This window comes from Streptomyces sp. SAS_272, from assembly GCF_052543235.1.
In genome coordinates this window covers 308,850-324,782 of record NZ_JBMNDR010000002.1, presented here as the reverse complement: position 1 = coordinate 324,782, position 15,933 = coordinate 308,850, and the positions used below count along the sequence as shown (strand labels likewise).

Below are 15,933 nucleotides of genomic sequence, written 5' to 3'. Positions count from 1 at the left end.
GCTCCCGGCCCCGGTCCGTCTGTTCGCGCCCACTCAGCTCTTCGTCGCGCGGGCCGAGGCCGAGGCTGCCACCTTCTTGCAGCTGTCCTGCTTGGCCATGGCCTCCTTGACGTCACCCTGCTCGAGGTTCTTGAGCGCGGTGTTGCCGCTCTTGCTGAGCTGGCCGAGATCGGTGGCGATGTCCTGCAGGCCGTCGGCGAACTTCCCCTGGTCCTTGGTGTCCAGGGCGTCGACCTGCTTCTTCAGGCCCGCGTAGGAGGTCGAGAGGGTCGTGAGCGCCGCGACGGCGTCCTTCTGCTTCTTCTCGCCGTTGTCGACGCCGGGCGGCGTTCCCGCCTTCTGGACGGCCTGCGCGAGCGCGCTGTAGGCGTCGGACATGTCCTGGAAGGCCTTCGAGTCGGTCTTCTGGACGTTCACCGGAGCGTTGTTGTCCGTGGCGGCCTGCTTGATCGCGGCGTTGGCCGCGTCGACCTTGGCGTCCTGCGCGGGCAGCGCGTCGCAGACCTGCTTGGCCCAGGCGTCGAGCTCCTTGTTGCCTTCGTCGCTGCTGCATCCGGACAGCGCCAGTACCAGTACCGCACCGCCGGACAGTGCGGCCGTGAGCTTCTTGTTCACCGGTTTGGTTCCTTCCATGGCTCTCGGCCCCGGAACATACACGGCAACCGGGCGACAACCCCAGAACGAATGACCGCTATGGAAGCTTGTGCACCATTTACACCAAGAGAGAGAAGGCTCACGGCCGGGTCACACCGACGACACAGCGGGCGGCCGACGCGTCAACCCGCGTCGGCCGCCCGCCCCTTGAGCTGGGCTCCGGTGTGCCGCGCTAGGAAACCACCGCCGGATCGGCCGACTTGGCCGCGCTTTCGGCGTTGTTCTCTTCGTCACCCATGGCGATGCCGCGCCGTTTGGAGACGTACACCGCGACCACGATGACGAGGAGCGAAAGGAGTGCGATCACGATCCGCACACCGATGCTCTTGTCGTCGCCGTAGCTGAACTTGATCACTGCGGGCGCGATGAGGAGCGCCACGAGGTTCATGACCTTCAGCAGCGGGTTGATCGCGGGGCCGGCGGTGTCCTTGAACGGGTCGCCGACCGTGTCACCGATCACCGTCGCCGCGTGCGCCTCGCTGCCCTTGCCGCCGTGGTGGCCGTCCTCGACCAGCTTCTTGGCGTTGTCCCACGCGCCCCCGGAGTTGGCGAGGAAGACGGCCATCAGCGTGCCGGAGCCGATCGCGCCCGCCAGGAACGCGCCCAGCGCCCCGACCCCGAGGGTGAACCCGATGAAGATGGGCGCCAGCACGGCGAGCAGTCCTGGTGTGGCCAGCTCGCGCAACGCGTCCCGGGTGCAGATGTCGACGACCTTGCCGTACTCCGGCTCCTCGCTGTAGTCCATGATCCCGGGGTGCTCGCGGAACTGCCGCCGCACCTCGAACACCACGGCGCCGGCCGACCGCGACACCGCGTTGATCGCCAGCCCCGAGAAGAGGAAGACGACCGCCGCGCCCGCGATGAGCCCGACGAGGTTGTTGGGCTGCGAGATGTCCATCATCAGGGTCATCGGCGCGCCCGCCCCGGACAGTTTCTCGCCCACGTCCTGCGCGCCGGTCGTGATCGCGTCCCGGTACGACCCGAAGAGCGCCGACGCCGCGAGGACGGCGGTGGCGATGGCGATGCCCTTGGTGATCGCCTTGGTGGTGTTGCCGACGGCGTCCAGGTTGGTGAGCACCTGCGCGCCCGCGCCCTCGACGTCACCGGACATCTCGGCGATGCCCTGGGCGTTGTCGGAGACCGGGCCGAAGGTGTCCATGGCCACGATCACGCCCACCGTGGTGAGCAGACCGGTGCCGGCCAGCGCCACCGCGAACAGCGCCAGCATGATCGACGTACCGCCCAGCAGGAACGCGCCGTACACGCCGAGGCCGATCAACAGGGCGGTGTAGACGGCCGATTCGAGACCGACGGAGATTCCGGCGAGGACCACGGTGGCCGGTCCCGTCAGCGACGACTTGCCGATGTCGCGCACCGGTCGGCGGTTGGTCTCCGTGAAATAGCCCGTCAACTGCTGGATGACGGCTGCCAGAAGGATGCCGATCGCCACCGCGACGAGCGCGAGGAGGCGCGGGTCGCCGCTCTTGCCCCGGATCACCGCGTCGGTGACGCCGTCGAGGTCGGCGTACGTGCCGGGGAGGTAGAGGAAGACGGCCACGGCGACCAGCGCGAGCGAGATCGTCGCCGAGATGAAGAAGCCCCTGTTGATCGCCGACATCCCGCTTCGGTCGGCCCGACGCGGGGCGACCGCGAAGATCCCGACCATGGCCGTGAGCACGCCGATCGCGGGCACGAGCAGCGGGAAGGCGAGTCCGGCGTCGCCGAAGGCCGCCTTGCCCAGGATCAGTGCGGCGACCAGGGTCACCGCGTAGGACTCGAAGAGGTCGGCCGCCATGCCCGCACAGTCGCCGACGTTGTCGCCCACGTTGTCGGCGATGGTCGCGGCATTGCGCGGATCGTCCTCCGGAATGCCCTGCTCGACCTTTCCGACCAGGTCGGCGCCGACGTCGGCGGCCTTGGTGAAGATGCCGCCGCCGACCCGCATGAACATGGCGATGAGGGCGGCGCCGAGTCCGAATCCCTCCAGCACCTTCGGCGCGTCGGCCGCGTACACCAGCACCACGCAGGCCGCGCCGAGCAGGCCGAGCCCCACCGTGAACATGCCGACGACGCCGCCCGTACGAAATGCGATCTTCATTGCCTTGTGCGATACGGCGGTGAGATCCTTTTCCGGTTCGCCTTCCGCCGGCGTCGCTTCCCGCGCCGCCGCGGCGACACGTACGTTGCTTCGCACGGCGAGCCACATACCGATATAGCCGGTGGCCGCCGAGAACGCCGCTCCGATCAGGAAGAACACCGATCGGCCGGCCCGCTGATTCCAGTCGTCCGCGGGCAGCAGCATGAGCAGGAAGAAAACGACGACGGCGAATACGCCGAGTGTGCGCAGCTGCCGGGCCAGATAGGCGTTGGCGCCCTCCTGAACCGCCGCCGCGATCTTCTTCATGCTGTCGGTGCCTTCGCCGGCCGCGAGCACCTGGCGCAGCAGCACGCCCGCGACCACGAGGGCGGCCAACGCCACGACCGCGATGACCACCACCAGGAGGCGGTTGCCGTCGGTCAGCTCCGCGGCTGCGAGGGTAGTCGGGTGATCCAACGGATGAGAGGTGGGAAGCCCCGCCATTCGTCCTCCTTGACGCTTGGGCTGAGCTCAAGATGTGGACGGATTGTAGGTACCGGAACCTGATCAAAACAGTGTCCGGCAAACGAAATTCGCCTTTTCGTCAAGTAATGCCTTCAAGGCATTGATCGTGAATTGCTTCACGAATTGCGGTCGATTCAGGTCGCCGCATGATTCACTTCTCGTGACTGACTTCTCATGATTCACTCCACGAGATCACTGCAAGCATGCACGAGTACCCGGGTCCGCGCATGCCAAAGGGCCCCACCGGAGTGGGGCCCCTCAGAAAAACCCTAACGCTGTGGACGGCTCAGGTCAGCGTGGCCGTCACCGCAGCCGACGGCCAGGTCATACGGATCTGCCCGCCGTGCTCTCCGGCGGTGACCTCCACGTCGTCCACGAGGCCGCTGATGACCGCGAGGCCCATCTCGTCCTCCTCGGCTTCCACGTCGCCGCCGGAACCGGGGGCCCGGTCGCCGGGCGCCGTATGCGGCGCCTCGTCGCCGACCTCGATGGAGAACTGTTTCTCCTCCTCGATCAGCAGCACCTTCACGGGCGCGGTGATACCGCCCGTCTGGTGCAGTCCGACGGCGCGGGAACAGGCCTCACCGACGGCGAGCCGCACCTCGTCGAGAACGGCCTCGTCCACCCCGGCCCTGCGCGCCACCGCCGCCGCCACCAGTCGGGCGGTCCTGACGTGCTCGGGCAGCGCGCTGAAGCGGAGTTCAACGGTGGCCATACGTCCCCCTCGGAACTACGGGCGTGCTGTCAGGGGGGCCGGACCACCGAGGCCCGGACCCCCTACGTTGTTCGACCATCCGTGCCGGGCCGCGCGGGCCCGGCAGGGGTGGTCAGTCGGTGGCAGCGACCGCTTCGTCGACCGAGGTGTGAATGGGGAACACCTTGGTCAGACCAGTGATGCGGAAGATCTTCAAAATACGCTCCTGGTTGCAGACCAGACGGAGCGAGCCCTCATGGGCACGCACCCGCTTCAGTCCGCCCACCAGTACGCCGAGCCCGGTGGAGTCGAGGAAGTCCACGCCCTCCATGTCGACGACGAGGTGGAAATTCCCGTCGTTCACCAGCTCGACCAGCTGCTCGCGCAACTTGGGCGCGGTATATACGTCGATTTCGCCACCGACCTCGACGACCGTACGATCGCCGACGGTACGGGTCGACAGGGACAGGTCCACGGATCCTCCAGCACCTTGCTATCGAGCGGTCGTCCCTCGGAACACCTGAACAGGAGCCCCCGGGACGGTACGCCAGCCGCGATGGCATTCAATCACTTACCGGCAGGCGTGCACGACGCCTTGGCTCCATTGTCCGTCACGCCAGTGACACACTCGGTGCCGATGGCCAATAATCTCCGATCCGATCGAACCTCGCCCGAGACCGCGCCCCGCCTGTCTCCGGGCGCGGTCCTCGACCGGCTCGCCCCCGGACCGAGCCGGGCGTCGCGCATCACTCATACGGAGCACTTGCCCCCGCGCGCGGGCCGCCATGCCGTCTGGCCCGACCGGATTCGTTCCGAGGTCGTCGCGGCCGTGCAGGCCTGCGGCGTCGAACACCCCTGGGCCCATCAGGCCCGGGTCGCCGAGCACGCCCTCGACGGCGACTGCGTGGTCGTCGCCACGGGCACCGCGTCCGGCAAGTCGCTGGCCTACCTCGTACCGGTCCTCTCGGCCCTCCTGGACGGCTCCGAGGCCCCCAACGGCCGCGGCGCCACCACCCTCTACCTGGCTCCCACCAAGGCCCTGGCGGCCGATCAGTGCCGTTCGGTGAAGGAACTCTCACAACCTCTCGGCAACGCCGTACGGCCGGCCGTGTACGACGGCGACACGCCGTTCGAGGAACGGGAATGGATCCGCCAGTACGCCAACTACGTCCTCACCAACCCGGACATGCTGCATCGGGGCATACTCCCGTCCCACCCCCGCTGGTCCTCCTTTCTGAAGTCCCTGAAGTACGTCGTCATCGACGAGTGCCACACCTACCGCGGCGTGTTCGGCTCGCACGTCGCCCAGGTGCTGCGGCGTCTGCGCCGCCTGTGCGCCCGCTACGGCGCCTCCCCGGTCTTCCTGCTGGCCTCCGCGACCGCGGCCGACCCGGCCGTCGCCGCGGGCCGCCTCACCGGCCTCCCGGTGGTCGAGGTCGCCGACGACGCCTCCCCCCGGGGGGAACTGGTGTTCGCCCTCTGGGAGCCGCCGCTCACCGAGATGGTGGGCGAGAAAGGTGCACCCGTCCGGCGTACGGCCACCGCCGAGACCGCCGACCTGCTGACCGATCTCGCCGTCCAGGGCGTGCGCACCGTTGCCTTCGTCCGCTCCCGGCGCGGCGCCGAGCTGATCTCCGTGATCGCCCAGGAACGTCTCGCCGAGGTCGACCGCTCGCTCGCCCGGCGTGTCGCCGCCTACCGCGGCGGCTACCTGCCCGAGGAGCGCCGTGCCCTGGAACAGGCCCTCCACTCGGGCGAGCTCCTCGGTCTCGCCGCGACCACCGCCCTGGAACTCGGCATCGACGTCTCCGGACTCGACGCCGTCCTGATCGCCGGCTACCCGGGCACACGCGCCTCCCTGTGGCAGCAGGCCGGCCGGGCGGGCCGCGCGGGTCAAGGCGCGCTGGCCGTGCTCATCGCCCGCGACGACCCCCTGGACACCTTCCTCGTCCACCATCCGGAGGCGCTGTTCGACCGTCCGGTGGAGTCGACGGTCCTCGACCCCGACAACCCGTACGTTCTCGCCCCGCATCTGTGCGCGGCTGCCGCCGAGCTGCCGCTGACCGACGAGGACCTGCCGCTGTTCGGCCCCGAGGCCGCAGGCCTGCTGCCGCAACTGGAGGCCGCGAAGCTGCTGCGCCGCCGGACGAAGGCCTGGCACTGGACCCGCCGTGAACGGGCCGCCGACCTGGCGGACATCCGCGGGCAGGGCGGTCGTCCGGTCCAGATCGTCGAGGAAGGCACGGGCCGACTGCTCGGCACGGTCGACGCCGGGGCCTCCCACACCACCGTCCACGAGGGCGCGGTCCACCTTCACCAGGGCCGCACGTATCTCGTGCGATCCCTGGACCTGGACGACTCCGTCGCCCTGGTCGAGGAGGCCAGCCCGCCGTACTCGACGGTCGCCCGCGACACGACGTCGATCTCCGTCCTGGAGACGGACGTCGAAGTCCCCTGGGGCCAGGGACGGTTGTGCTACGGGTCGGTCGAAGTCACCAACCAGGTCGTCTCCTTCCTCCGGCGGCGCGTCATCACCGGTGAGGTCCTGGGCGAGTCGAAGCTCGACCTCCCTCCCCGTACGCTGCGCACGCGCGCTGTGTGGTGGACCGTCACCGACGACCAGCTGGACGCGGCCCGGATCAACCCCGAGATCCTCGGCGGCGCCCTGCACGCCGCCGAACACGCGTCGATCGGCATGCTGCCGCTCTTCGCGACCTGCGACCGCTGGGACATCGGCGGCGTCTCGGTACCGCTCCATCCCGACACGCTGCTGCCGACGGTCTTCGTCTACGACGGCCATCCCGGCGGCGCGGGCTTCGCGGAGCGGGCCTTCCACACCGCCCGTGCCTGGCTGACCGCCACGCGCCAGGCCATCGCCTCCTGTGAGTGCGACGCCGGCTGCCCGTCCTGCATCCAGTCCCCCAAGTGCGGCAACGGCAACGATCCGCTGCACAAGAGGGGCGCGGTCCGCCTCCTCACGGAACTCCTGCGGGAGGCTCCGCAGGAGAAGCCCGAGCCGACCTCCCAGGAGGCGACGGAACCGGCCGTGAAGCAGATGGGGGAGCCGGCCGTGAAACAGATGGCGGAACCGGCCGCGCAGGAGGAGACGAACGACCCTCCTCAAGCAGAGCCGGAAGTGCGCCGGCAGGAGATGACGGAGATGGCTGGGGCGGTTGAGGCGCCGGACGTGCCGCCGCCACCGGCGGTCCCGCCCGCGCCCTGACCTCGGCCACGAACGGTCCGCGTCCCGAGGCCGCCGTCACGTCCGAGATCCGGCCGATCACGGAACACCGCACCAGCCGTGCGCGCTGCGCCCGAGCGACCCGGTCCGCCCGGGCACAGGCCCGGTCGGCGCCGTCCGACCAGTGGTCGGCGGCCGCGAGCGCCGCGAGGTCGGCGCCGCCCGCGGCCCGGTGCCGACTCGTCACGGCCTGCCCGAGGGCGAGCACCGCGCCGAACACCACGCACAGCACGGCGATCGCACCGACGCTCCAGACTGTGGCGGAGCCGCGATCTCCTCCGCCGCGGCGGCCGGCCGCGAGACGCCGGAGGCGAGTCCGGCCCCCACCGGCGCGGCTGAGGCACCCGCCGAGGCTTTGCCCCGAGCGACGGACATCGCTCCTTCCGCCTTCGCCGAGCCCCCGCAGGCCGTTCTTGCCATCTCCGCCGCCAGGACGACGGTTCGCACCCTGTCCGACGCCAGGAAGACCCCTCGCGTCTCCGCCGAGATCACGATGGTCCCTCCCGTCCATTGCGACGTGACGGAGACGCCTCACGTCCGCTGTGAGTGCACGAAGACGCCTCAGGTGCGCGCCGACATGGCGGGGACTCGACCCGTCCTCCCCGATGTGGCGCAGGCTCGTCCGGTCCTCACCGATGTGGCCGAGGCTCGTCCCGTCCTCACCGACGTGGCGCAGGCTCGTCCCGTCTTCTCCGACATGGCCGAGGCTCGTTCCGTCCTCACCGACGTGGCCGAGGCTCGTCCCGTCCTCACCGACGTGGCGCAGGCTCGTCCCGTCTTCTCCGACGTTGCCGAGGCTCGACCCGTCCTCACCGACGTGGCCGAGGCGGCTCATGACGCCGGCTCCGCGCCCGGGGTCGCCCCTGAGCCCTCGGGCAGGCCTCCGGCGCTCCCTGGGGCCCCTGGGTCCTCTGCGCTTCCTGGGTCGCCCACGGCATCCTCCGCGGCGGCCACGGCCTCCTCCCGTACCTCGAAGGGCAACCCACGCAGCCCTGGCGGTTTCGCCACGACCACCACGCGAACCCGGTCGCCCTCCCTGCCGACGGTCACCCGCGCCCCACGCGGCGCCGTGGCGCGGGCCACCTCGAGCACCGCGGCAGCGGGATCCTGCCGGGCCGCGGCCCGGGCGCCGGCCCTGGCCGCGTCCACGCACTGGATCTGGGCGGACATGACGAGCAGTCCCCAGACCAGAGACATCGCGAAAGCCACCAGTACCGGCAGCACCACAGCCGACTCCGCCGTCACGAACCCGCAGTCCCCGCGGCCGCGCTGCCGCCGGCACCCGCGCGCGAGCCGGCCTCCGTGCCTACGCGCCCGCACTGAGCGCCCGTTTCACGAGCGCCTGCAGTTGCTCCGCGACCACATCGCTCGTCACCACCTGGTAGAGGAGCACCGCGAAGCCGACCGCCGCCACGATTCCCATCGCGTACTCGGACGTCACCATTCCCGCGTCCCGCCGTGGGCCCTGCGCCCCATGCACCAGGGCGAGCAGCCTTGCCCTGACCGTCCGTACCACCCGTGCCGTCGTCTTGTTCATTACAACCCCCGTGATTTCCGGTTCAGTTCGGCTGAGCCCAGTTCGGCTGAGCCCTATCCAGCCCAGCCCAGCCAGCCCAGTTCAGTTCAGTTCAGTCGGTCCGTTGTCGTCCGCCGCTCATGCGCGTCACGTCGTCATGGCCCGCCTCCTCCCATGACCCCGCCCGCCAGTCCGAGCACGATGGGCAGCACCCCGACCGCGATGAAGGCGGGAAGGAAGCACAGCCCCACAGGCGCGGTGACCATGACGGCCGCCCGCCGGGCCCGAGCCGTCGCCGTGCGCGCCCACCCGGCCCGGGTGTCCGCGGCGAGCCGGGCGACAGGTGCGGCAGCCGGCAGACCCGACACGTCAGCTCGCTCCAGCAGCCCGGCCAGCGCTGCCGCGCCGGGCGTCGAGGCCAACCACCGCCAGGCGGTTCCCGGTTCGCCGCCCAGCCGCACCTCGGCCGCGCCGCGCGCCAGCCCGTTCCCGACGGGACCCCCCAGAGCCTCACCGACCGCCTGGGCCGCGATCACGGGTCCGGCCCCCGCCGCGATACACGCGGCCAGCAGATCCGCGGCGAGCGGGAGCTGCCGTGCGGCGAGCCCGGCGTCGTCCTCGCTCGCCGTACCCGTGGCCCGCTGCCGACGGCGCCACCTCCCGAGGCCCAGCGCACCCGTCAACCCCAGGGCAAGACCCATGACACCGCCGAGCGCCACCCATCCGGCGCCCACCACGAGCACTTCGGGGAGCCACTGCCCTACGACCTCCCGGGGGCCGGGACGCCGTCCGTCCGACGTCGGCTCGAACGCCGTACCCGACGCCGGTTCCGAGGTCAGTAGCCCGGCCAGCCGCCGACGGGCCCCGCGCTCGCGCCTCATCGTCGCCAGCCGTCGCACCGACCACCACAGGGCCGACGCGATCCCCACGGCCGTCCCCAGCCTGTGGACAAATTCCTCGTTCATGCCCGCTCCGTCCACGTCGCCCGTCTCCCGTGACCCCGGTCCGGATGCCCCCGGCGTGTCTCGCTCACGTCGCCTCCGCCTTGCGCACGATCCGCAGCGCCCACCAGGCCCCCGCCCCCTCCAGCGCTCCGCCGACGAGCAGGCAGCCCAACCCCGCTCCGGTGTGCAGCAGAACGTGCAGGGGGTCGGCGCCGAGCGCGGCTCCCAGCAACAGGCCCAGGACCGGCAGGCCGGCGAGCATCACCACCGTGGCGCGGGGCCCGGCCAACTGGGCCCGTAGATCGGCTCTTTGATCCCGCTCTGCTCGCAACGCCGCTTCCAGGCGGTCGAGTCCGGCTGCGAGACCCGCGCCCTGGTCCACGGCCACCCGCCAACAAGCGGCGAGTCCCAGCAGCCCCTCGGCTCCCGGTGACCGCGCGGCGAGCACAAGGGCCCGGGGCACGTCGCCGCCGAACCGCGCCGCCGCCAGCACCATGGGCTGTGCCTCGCCCAGCCCGCCCGAGTTCCGCGCGGCCCACTGCAACGCCTCCCCGGGCTGGCGGCCCGCGAGCACCTCCCCCGCGAGCGCCGCGCACAGCGCGATCACCGCATCGCCTCGCCGTTCGCCCGCCCGCCTGTTCTCGGCGGCCCGCCGCGCCCGGCGCAGCAGGGGCACTCCGGCCGCCCCCGCGACGACCGGCAGTGCCGAGCCGCCCAGCACCGCGAGGATCAGACCGGCGACCGGCGCCCACCATTCGGGCCGCCACCGCCCCTGGAGCCTGCGCAGTTCTCCGGCGAGTCGCCGCCAGGTCGCGGGCGGTCCACTGCCGACCGCTCCGCCTCCGGCGAGCAGCAACTGCGCCCTCCTGGCCCCCGCGTACGGCCCGCCCGTCAGCCAGGCCGCCGCCCCGGCACAGGCCACGGCAGCAGCCATGGGCATCTCACTCATCACTACCGCCCACCCCTTCGTCACTCGTCACAGCCCTGTCCTCTCCCTCGCCCATCACGGGTCCCGGCCTTTCCTCACCCGTCACCGATCCACTGCTCTCTCTCCACTCGTCACCGACCTCCGCTCTCCCTCCTCGTCGCAGGCCTCCGCCTTCTCCCCCTTCGTCACGGGCTTTCGCGCTCCCTCTCGTCACCGGTGCCTCCGCTCTCCCTCCCTCGTCACCGGCCTCCGCCTTCTCCCCATCCCTCACACCGCCCTGCGCTGCACCCCGTTCGTCACCTCCCTCCGCCCCTTCGCCCTCGCCCTCGCCCTCGTCCTCGCCCTCGCCCTCGCCCTCGTCCTCGCCCTCACCGCATTGCGTCCCTTCGCCCTCCCCCACGCCTCATCACGCCCACACGTCGTCCTCTTCGCTCCGCAGCAGCTCCTGCAGCCGCTCCCATCCCCGCTCGCGGGCGAAGGCCTCGGGTGTCCAGCGCAGTGCCGGCACGGTCCGCACCAATCCGGACGGGTCCCGTTCCAGCACGTGCACCTCCGCGATCCGCCGTCGGCCCGCCGGGTCGCGCGCCAGGTGCAGGACCACCGACAGCGCTGCCGCCAACTGGCTGTGCAGTGCGACCCGGTCGAGCCCTGCCGCCGTGCCGAGCGCCTCCAGTCGGGTGGGGACATCACCGGCGGCGTTGGCGTGGACCGTGCCGCACCCGCCCTGGTGGCCCGTGTTGAGCGCGGCCAGCAGGTCGACGACCTCCCGCCCCCGCACCTCGCCCACGACGAGCCGGTCCGGCCGCATCCGCAGGGCCTGGCGCACCAGGTCTTCGAGCGTGACGAGCCCCGCGCCCTCCTGATTGGCGGGTCTGCTCTCCATACGGACCACGTGCGGGTGATCCGGTCGCAGCTCCGCCGAGTCCTCTGCCAGGACGATCCGCTCCCCTGGCCCGACCAGGCCGAGGAGCGCACTCAGCAAAGTCGTCTTCCCGAACCCCGGACAAAGACACCACTGCTGCGGCAGACTCAGGACATGAAGACCACCCAGACGGCGGGCGGCCGAACGCGCGCCGTCATCTACTGCCGCATCAGCCAAGACCGCACCGGCGCCGGCCTCGGCGTCGACCGGCAGCGCGAGGACTGCGAAGCCCTCGCCACCCGCATGGACTGGGACGTCCTCGAGACCTACGTCGACAACGACATCTCCGCCTTCTCCGGGAAGAAGCGGCCGGCCTACCGGCGCATGCTCGCCGACCTCGACGAGGGCAAGGCCACCGTCGTCATCGTCTGGCACACGGACCGACTCACCCGCTCGATCGTCGAGCTGGAGGAGTACATCGACCTCTCGGACCGGCGCGGCATCTCAACGCACACCGTGCAGGCCGGGACCGTCGACCTCGCCACTCCGTCGGGCCGGATGACCGCGCGGATCCTCGGTGCCGTCGCCCGCCAGGAGTCCGAGCACAAGGGCGAGCGCGTAGCCCGTGCCCGCCGGCAGAAGGCTCTCGCCGGCGAGTGGATGGGCGGGATCCGCCCGTTCGGGTGGGGCATGCCCACCGGCGCGATGCGCACGAAGGTCGACCGGAAGACGGGCGAGGAAGTCGAGGTGCCCGAACTCGACATGATGCGCGCCGTACCGGAGGAGGCCGAGGCGCTGCGCTACTGGACGGATCAGATGCTGTCCGGGGGGTCGATCAAGTCGCTCGTGCGGTGGTGCGCCGACAAGGGCGTCACGACGACGCGGGGGAACGCTGTCACGCACGCCGACATGCGGGACATGCTGATGCGCCCGAGGAACGCCGGGATCGCCGTCTACAGGGGCGAGGAGGTCGGCCGCGGCAAGTGGGACCCGATCGTCGACGAGACGAAGTACAGGGCCGTCGTGGCGATCCTGAAGGACCCTGCGCGGCGGACGACGCCGGGGGCGACGCCGAAGTGGCTGGGCTCGCTGCTGTACCGGTGCGGGCGCGGGGACTGCCCGCACTTCGTGTACGTCACCCAGTCCGGCGGCAAGGCGTACCCGAGCTACCGGTGCCAGTCCCCGCACGGCGGCGGCCGGCGCGCCGAGACCGTCGATCAGTTCGTCGAGGACACGATCGTCGAGCGCCTGTCACGCGCTGACGCGCACGAGCTGCTGCTGCCCGCCCCGGACGACGTGGACGTGGCCGGGCTGCAAGCGGAAGCCGAGGAGATCCGCGGGCGGATGCGGGACCTTGGCGGACTGTTCGGCGCCGGGCAGATCGACATGGTCGCGTTCACCGAGGGCACGGACACGGCGCGCGCGCAGCTGGACGGGGTGACGGTGCGGCTGGCGCGCGCGGCGACAGTGGATCCGCTCGTCGACCTGGTGGGGGCGCCGGATGTGCGGAAGGCGTGGAAGGGGATGCCGCTGGACCGGCAGCGGACGGTGCTGCGGTCCCTGGTCGAGGTGACGCTGAAGACCCCGCGCCCGGGCCGCATGCCGGACGGCGGGTACTTCGACTACGAGGCCGTCGTGTTCAAGTGGAAGCGGGGCTAAGGGTCAGTCCTCCTCGCGCTGTCGATCAATGGCCCCCATCACTAGATCAGCAAGCCGCAAACCGACGAAGTCGGGCCACGGCGTCGACTTGCGCATGAAGTGAACAAACGCGTCGTCGACATCCCCCTTCTGGGCCATTGCGGATAGGTTGTTTAGAAGCTCGGGGCTCTCCCACTTCAAGTCCTCTTCGGAGAGTTTTTGGTATTTTGCTTCTTCAGCCTTGGCGAGCTCGGCTAGGACCTCATGATCGATGATCGCGGGATGCTCTTCACCGAGCCCAATCGACTCGTAGACGTCGTCCATCTCCAGCACCATCCTGCCGTACTCCAGCAAAAGAAACTGCAGGTCACTGAGTAGCAGCCCTCCATCACTGGTGTTGCGATAGCGCACCAAGGAGTGAATGAGTCCGGCATTGCACTCGTGTAGCCGCATATCACTCTTCAGCATCTCGACATGCTGCTGCGCTCCTTCCAGTGCCCCGGCGAGCGAGCGCAGCTCGGCCATCGCTTGGTCCAATAGCGAATCAAGCTCCGTGCCCGGATAGAGAAAATACTCGATGGGCCGACGGTAGAGCTGGGCGAGCGCAGCGACTTCAGCAAAGAGCACTGGCCTATCGGCTGCCTCGGATTTCGCCACCGTCGACTGCCGCCAAGAGAACCCACGTTCTGCCATTGCCAGAGCCGCGCTCCCTTGAGAGAACCCAGCAGCCATACGCGCCGTGCGAAGTCGCGCGCCCAGGGTCTTCGGCAGTCGGTCCGCCAGCCCCTCCTCTGAGCCGCCCCGTGGAGCGTTGGGCTGCGTTGGCTCGCGTTTATCCCTCATGAGGATTGAGAGTACCGACAATCTGAGCCCTGGCAAGGTTGACAGTCGCTTGACAGGCACCATCGAGGGGGTACCCTCCTACCAGGCGACACAGAATCCCCAGCAGGGATGGAAAGGGATGAGCCTTCATCCTCGAGAAGAGTTGATCATGCATCACTACCTCACGACCGCCGAGGTAGCCGCCCACTACCGCACCGTTCCAGGAACGGTCAGGTATTGGCGGCACGTCGGCTACGGCCCCAAGTGCGCCAAGGTCGGCCGGCGGTATCTCTACCCCGCCACCGCAGTCCAGGCGTTCGACCAGGAGCTACTAGCCAAGAGCAACAGCAAGAGCGAAGGCGCCGAGGAACAGCTGCCAGGCCACCTCGACGCCAACGCCGAACGAGTCACCTCTCACCAGCGCTAACTGAAAAACAGCGGCGCCGGGGCCAACTGCCAGGCCGCCCCCAAACGCCGCTGCGAAAGGATCCTCATGTCCAACAGTGCCACGACGGCAACGACGGCGTCGACCAGCACAACCATCAGCACCGCCGACGAGATGACGAAGCGCATCCTCGACGCGAGCCTCGAAAGAGTCATCGCAGTCCTGCCCGGGGCCGTCGACCAGTCCATGCGGACCGCCATCCCGAAGATGTACACCCCGGAGCTGGCCGCCGAGTTCGCCGAGACCATGATCGCCGAACTGTGCAAGCCGCCCGCGCCCCTCACCGGCGCCGAGCGCGGCACCGAGTGGATGCTCCGCTGGAACTGCACCCCCTGGTGCATCAACGACCACACCGACTCGGCCGCCCCCGAGTTCCACAGTGCCGGCCCGGTCGCGACCAAACTCCGCACCACCGACCTCGGCACCGGCGGCGATGACCAGCCCTGGCTGACCGCCGAGACCGTCGTCATGAACGACAAGCAGCAGGCATACGGCCGGGAAACCCGGGTGTTGCTGGGGTACGGCGTCCAGCTCGCCGAGCTCACCCCCGCCCGCACCCGGCAGGTGCTGGAGGCCCTGCGCGGTTTCGCGGCCGAGCTGGAGGCCGTGTGCGACCAGGCCGACGAGATCGCCGAGGACGACTTCGAGGGCGACCCGGAGATCGCGGCGGCCCACGAGGAGGCCGAGGCGCGGCGCATCCAGCGGATCACTGGGGCGGCGGCGTGACGGCCTCGACCTCGACCGTTTCGGCCGGGGGTGTGCAGCTCGTGGACATCCCCGGCCGCCCGGCCCGACACGACCGGCCCCGCCGCTTCGCCGACGACGCCCGAAATGACGCCTACTGGGCGCGCGTGATCGCCAACGCTGACGCGGCTCCCCCGCTCACGATGGAGCAGAAGGCGATCATTCGCACAGCGTTCCACGCGCCGCAGGATCGGCGGGTGGCAGCTTGACCGCCGAGAAGCCGCGCCCCGAGTGCGGCCACTGGATCGGCGCCGAACGCCGGTACTGCAAGGCGGACGACGGCGTCCGCCTGTACCTCCCGGGCCGCCGGTGTCCGGCCCACACCCCGAACGCGCTCAAGGGTCTTCCCGAGATTCCGCCCGGCCCCGGCTGGCCCGCCGCCGCCTGGACCACGCACTCCCCGTTGTCCGCGTCCGCCGTGTTCGACGAGCGGGCCATCGCCTCCGGCAGGCGCCGGTCCAGTCCCCACGTCTACCGCGCGGCCCAGGCCGCCGTCGCCAAGAAGGAAGGCCGGCCGTGACCCGTACTCCGAATCAGACGTTCTGGTCCGACCAGGCGCTGGCGACCGCCCGGGACGTCGCCGCCGACGGGCGCACCGTCGCCGTCGTCAACGACTTCCCCAACGGCGAACAGTGCTCTTGGTGCGACTGCACCCTCGCCGACTTCAAGGACCACCGCTGCGGCGGCTGCCCGAAGCCGGCCGGGTCCATCCTCCGCATCCACGACGGGACCCCGGTCCGCCGCGACATCCCCGTCTGCGAAGGGCACCTCGACGACGCGATCGAGCTCGTGGCCCGGTTCCACGGAGGCACCGGCTGAGGACCCGCCGGGGGCGGGCACTCC

General features: G+C 70.4%; 16 protein-coding genes and 2 pseudogenes. 7 read left to right on the top strand and 11 right to left on the bottom strand.

What is annotated here, in order from left to right:
- Positions 1-33: 33 nt before the first annotated feature.
- The 4 genes from ACN6LD_RS03150 to bldG all read right to left on the bottom strand — a co-directional run bounded on the left by ACN6LD_RS03150 (position 34) and on the right by bldG (position 4,425).
- Positions 34-633, bottom strand: a complete 600-nt coding sequence (locus tag ACN6LD_RS03150; protein WP_319189978.1) for a small secreted protein — start codon at positions 631-633, stop codon at positions 34-36.
- 193 nt (positions 634-826) lie between these two features.
- The gene (locus ACN6LD_RS03145; protein ID WP_319189977.1) at positions 827-3,235 is read right to left on the bottom strand and encodes a sodium-translocating pyrophosphatase; all 2,409 of its coding nucleotides are present in this window, start codon (positions 3,233-3,235) and stop codon (positions 827-829) included.
- A 307-nt stretch (positions 3,236-3,542) separates the two neighbouring features.
- Complete coding sequence (locus tag ACN6LD_RS03140; protein WP_319189975.1) at positions 3,543-3,971, bottom strand: ATP-binding protein; 429 nt, start codon at positions 3,969-3,971, stop codon at positions 3,543-3,545.
- Between the two features lie 112 nt (positions 3,972-4,083).
- Positions 4,084-4,425: an anti-sigma factor antagonist BldG gene (gene bldG / locus ACN6LD_RS03135; RefSeq protein WP_009189842.1), complete on the bottom strand. Its 342-nt coding sequence runs from the start codon at positions 4,423-4,425 to the stop codon at positions 4,084-4,086.
- An 81-nt stretch (positions 4,426-4,506) separates the two neighbouring features.
- Between bldG and ACN6LD_RS03130 the strand changes: the two genes are divergently transcribed.
- A complete protein-coding gene (locus tag ACN6LD_RS03130; protein WP_445042466.1) occupies positions 4,507-7,173 on the top strand; it encodes a DEAD/DEAH box helicase in 2,667 nt (888 codons plus the stop codon).
- On the opposite strand, the pseudogene ACN6LD_RS03125 reads toward ACN6LD_RS03130, so the two are convergent.
- From ACN6LD_RS03125 to ACN6LD_RS03100, 6 genes and pseudogenes are all read right to left on the bottom strand, one after another.
- Positions 7,127-7,483 (bottom strand): annotated as a pseudogene (locus tag ACN6LD_RS03125) (Rv3654c family TadE-like protein); the annotation flags it as partial. The gene ACN6LD_RS03130 and the pseudogene ACN6LD_RS03125 overlap by 47 nt on opposite strands.
- 539 nt (positions 7,484-8,022) lie before the next feature.
- Entirely contained in the window at positions 8,023-8,436 is a 414-nt protein-coding gene (locus ACN6LD_RS03120; protein WP_445042465.1) for a TadE family type IV pilus minor pilin, read from the bottom strand.
- Positions 8,437-8,497: 61 nt separating this feature from the next.
- On the bottom strand, positions 8,498-8,728 hold the full coding sequence (locus ACN6LD_RS03115) for a DUF4244 domain-containing protein (protein ID WP_319189969.1): 231 nt from the start codon (positions 8,726-8,728) through the stop codon (positions 8,498-8,500).
- 134 nt (positions 8,729-8,862) lie between these two features.
- Positions 8,863-9,672, bottom strand: coding sequence for a type II secretion system F family protein (locus tag ACN6LD_RS03110; protein WP_319189967.1), 810 nt, complete (start codon positions 9,670-9,672; stop codon positions 8,863-8,865).
- A 64-nt stretch (positions 9,673-9,736) separates the two neighbouring features.
- The gene (locus ACN6LD_RS03105) at positions 9,737-10,585 is read right to left on the bottom strand and encodes a type II secretion system F family protein (RefSeq protein WP_445042464.1); all 849 of its coding nucleotides are present in this window, start codon (positions 10,583-10,585) and stop codon (positions 9,737-9,739) included.
- A gap of 400 nt (positions 10,586-10,985) precedes the next feature.
- A pseudogene (locus tag ACN6LD_RS03100) lies at positions 10,986-11,579 on the bottom strand (CpaF family protein); the annotation flags it as partial.
- A 36-nt stretch (positions 11,580-11,615) separates the two neighbouring features.
- Between ACN6LD_RS03100 and ACN6LD_RS03095 the strand changes: the two are divergent.
- Positions 11,616-13,100 (top strand): recombinase family protein, encoded by a 1,485-nt coding sequence (locus tag ACN6LD_RS03095; protein ID WP_445042463.1) that lies wholly within the window; start codon positions 11,616-11,618, stop codon positions 13,098-13,100.
- A gap of 3 nt (positions 13,101-13,103) precedes the next feature.
- Here the strand turns inward: ACN6LD_RS03095 and ACN6LD_RS03090 are convergent, their stop codons facing one another.
- A complete protein-coding gene (locus ACN6LD_RS03090) occupies positions 13,104-13,772 on the bottom strand; it encodes a hypothetical protein (RefSeq protein WP_445042462.1) in 669 nt (222 codons plus the stop codon).
- 298 nt (positions 13,773-14,070) lie between these two features.
- Between ACN6LD_RS03090 and ACN6LD_RS03085 the strand changes: the two genes are divergently transcribed.
- From ACN6LD_RS03085 to ACN6LD_RS03065, 5 genes are all read left to right on the top strand, one after another.
- Complete coding sequence (locus ACN6LD_RS03085; RefSeq protein WP_445042461.1) at positions 14,071-14,328, top strand: helix-turn-helix domain-containing protein; 258 nt, start codon at positions 14,071-14,073, stop codon at positions 14,326-14,328.
- A gap of 66 nt (positions 14,329-14,394) precedes the next feature.
- A complete protein-coding gene (locus ACN6LD_RS03080) occupies positions 14,395-15,072 on the top strand; it encodes a DUF6907 domain-containing protein (protein ID WP_445042460.1) in 678 nt (225 codons plus the stop codon).
- Positions 15,069-15,299 (top strand): hypothetical protein, encoded by a 231-nt coding sequence (locus ACN6LD_RS03075; protein ID WP_445042459.1) that lies wholly within the window; start codon positions 15,069-15,071, stop codon positions 15,297-15,299. The genes ACN6LD_RS03080 and ACN6LD_RS03075 overlap by 4 nt, the downstream gene beginning before the upstream one ends.
- Entirely contained in the window at positions 15,296-15,610 is a 315-nt protein-coding gene (locus ACN6LD_RS03070; RefSeq protein WP_445042458.1) for a hypothetical protein, read from the top strand. The genes ACN6LD_RS03075 and ACN6LD_RS03070 overlap by 4 nt, the downstream gene beginning before the upstream one ends.
- Entirely contained in the window at positions 15,607-15,909 is a 303-nt protein-coding gene (locus ACN6LD_RS03065) for a hypothetical protein (RefSeq protein WP_445042457.1), read from the top strand. The genes ACN6LD_RS03070 and ACN6LD_RS03065 overlap by 4 nt, the downstream gene beginning before the upstream one ends.
- Positions 15,910-15,933: the final 24 nt, after the last annotated feature.

What these genes read in the sequence shown, in the direction of transcription:
- ACN6LD_RS03105 (WP_445042464.1), bottom strand. Translation starts at nt 10,585, where the DNA reads ATGGCTGCTGCCGTGGCCTGTGCCGGGGCGGCGGCCTGGCTGACGGGC.
- ACN6LD_RS03110 (WP_319189967.1), bottom strand. Translation starts at nt 9,672, where the DNA reads ATGAACGAGGAATTTGTCCACAGGCTGGGGACGGCCGTGGGGATCGCG.
- ACN6LD_RS03090 (WP_445042462.1), bottom strand. Translation starts at nt 13,772, where the DNA reads ATGGCAGAACGTGGGTTCTCTTGGCGGCAGTCGACGGTGGCGAAATCC.
- ACN6LD_RS03150 (WP_319189978.1), bottom strand. Translation starts at nt 633, where the DNA reads ATGGAAGGAACCAAACCGGTGAACAAGAAGCTCACGGCCGCACTGTCC.
- ACN6LD_RS03085 (WP_445042461.1), top strand. Translation starts at nt 14,071, where the DNA reads ATGCATCACTACCTCACGACCGCCGAGGTAGCCGCCCACTACCGCACC.
- ACN6LD_RS03115 (WP_319189969.1), bottom strand. Translation starts at nt 8,728, where the DNA reads ATGAACAAGACGACGGCACGGGTGGTACGGACGGTCAGGGCAAGGCTG.
- ACN6LD_RS03140 (WP_319189975.1), bottom strand. Translation starts at nt 3,971, where the DNA reads ATGGCCACCGTTGAACTCCGCTTCAGCGCGCTGCCCGAGCACGTCAGG.
- ACN6LD_RS03145 (WP_319189977.1), bottom strand. Translation starts at nt 3,235, where the DNA reads ATGGCGGGGCTTCCCACCTCTCATCCGTTGGATCACCCGACTACCCTC.
- ACN6LD_RS03130 (WP_445042466.1), top strand. Translation starts at nt 4,507, where the DNA reads ATGGCATTCAATCACTTACCGGCAGGCGTGCACGACGCCTTGGCTCCA.
- ACN6LD_RS03095 (WP_445042463.1), top strand. Translation starts at nt 11,616, where the DNA reads ATGAAGACCACCCAGACGGCGGGCGGCCGAACGCGCGCCGTCATCTAC.
- ACN6LD_RS03080 (WP_445042460.1), top strand. Translation starts at nt 14,395, where the DNA reads ATGTCCAACAGTGCCACGACGGCAACGACGGCGTCGACCAGCACAACC.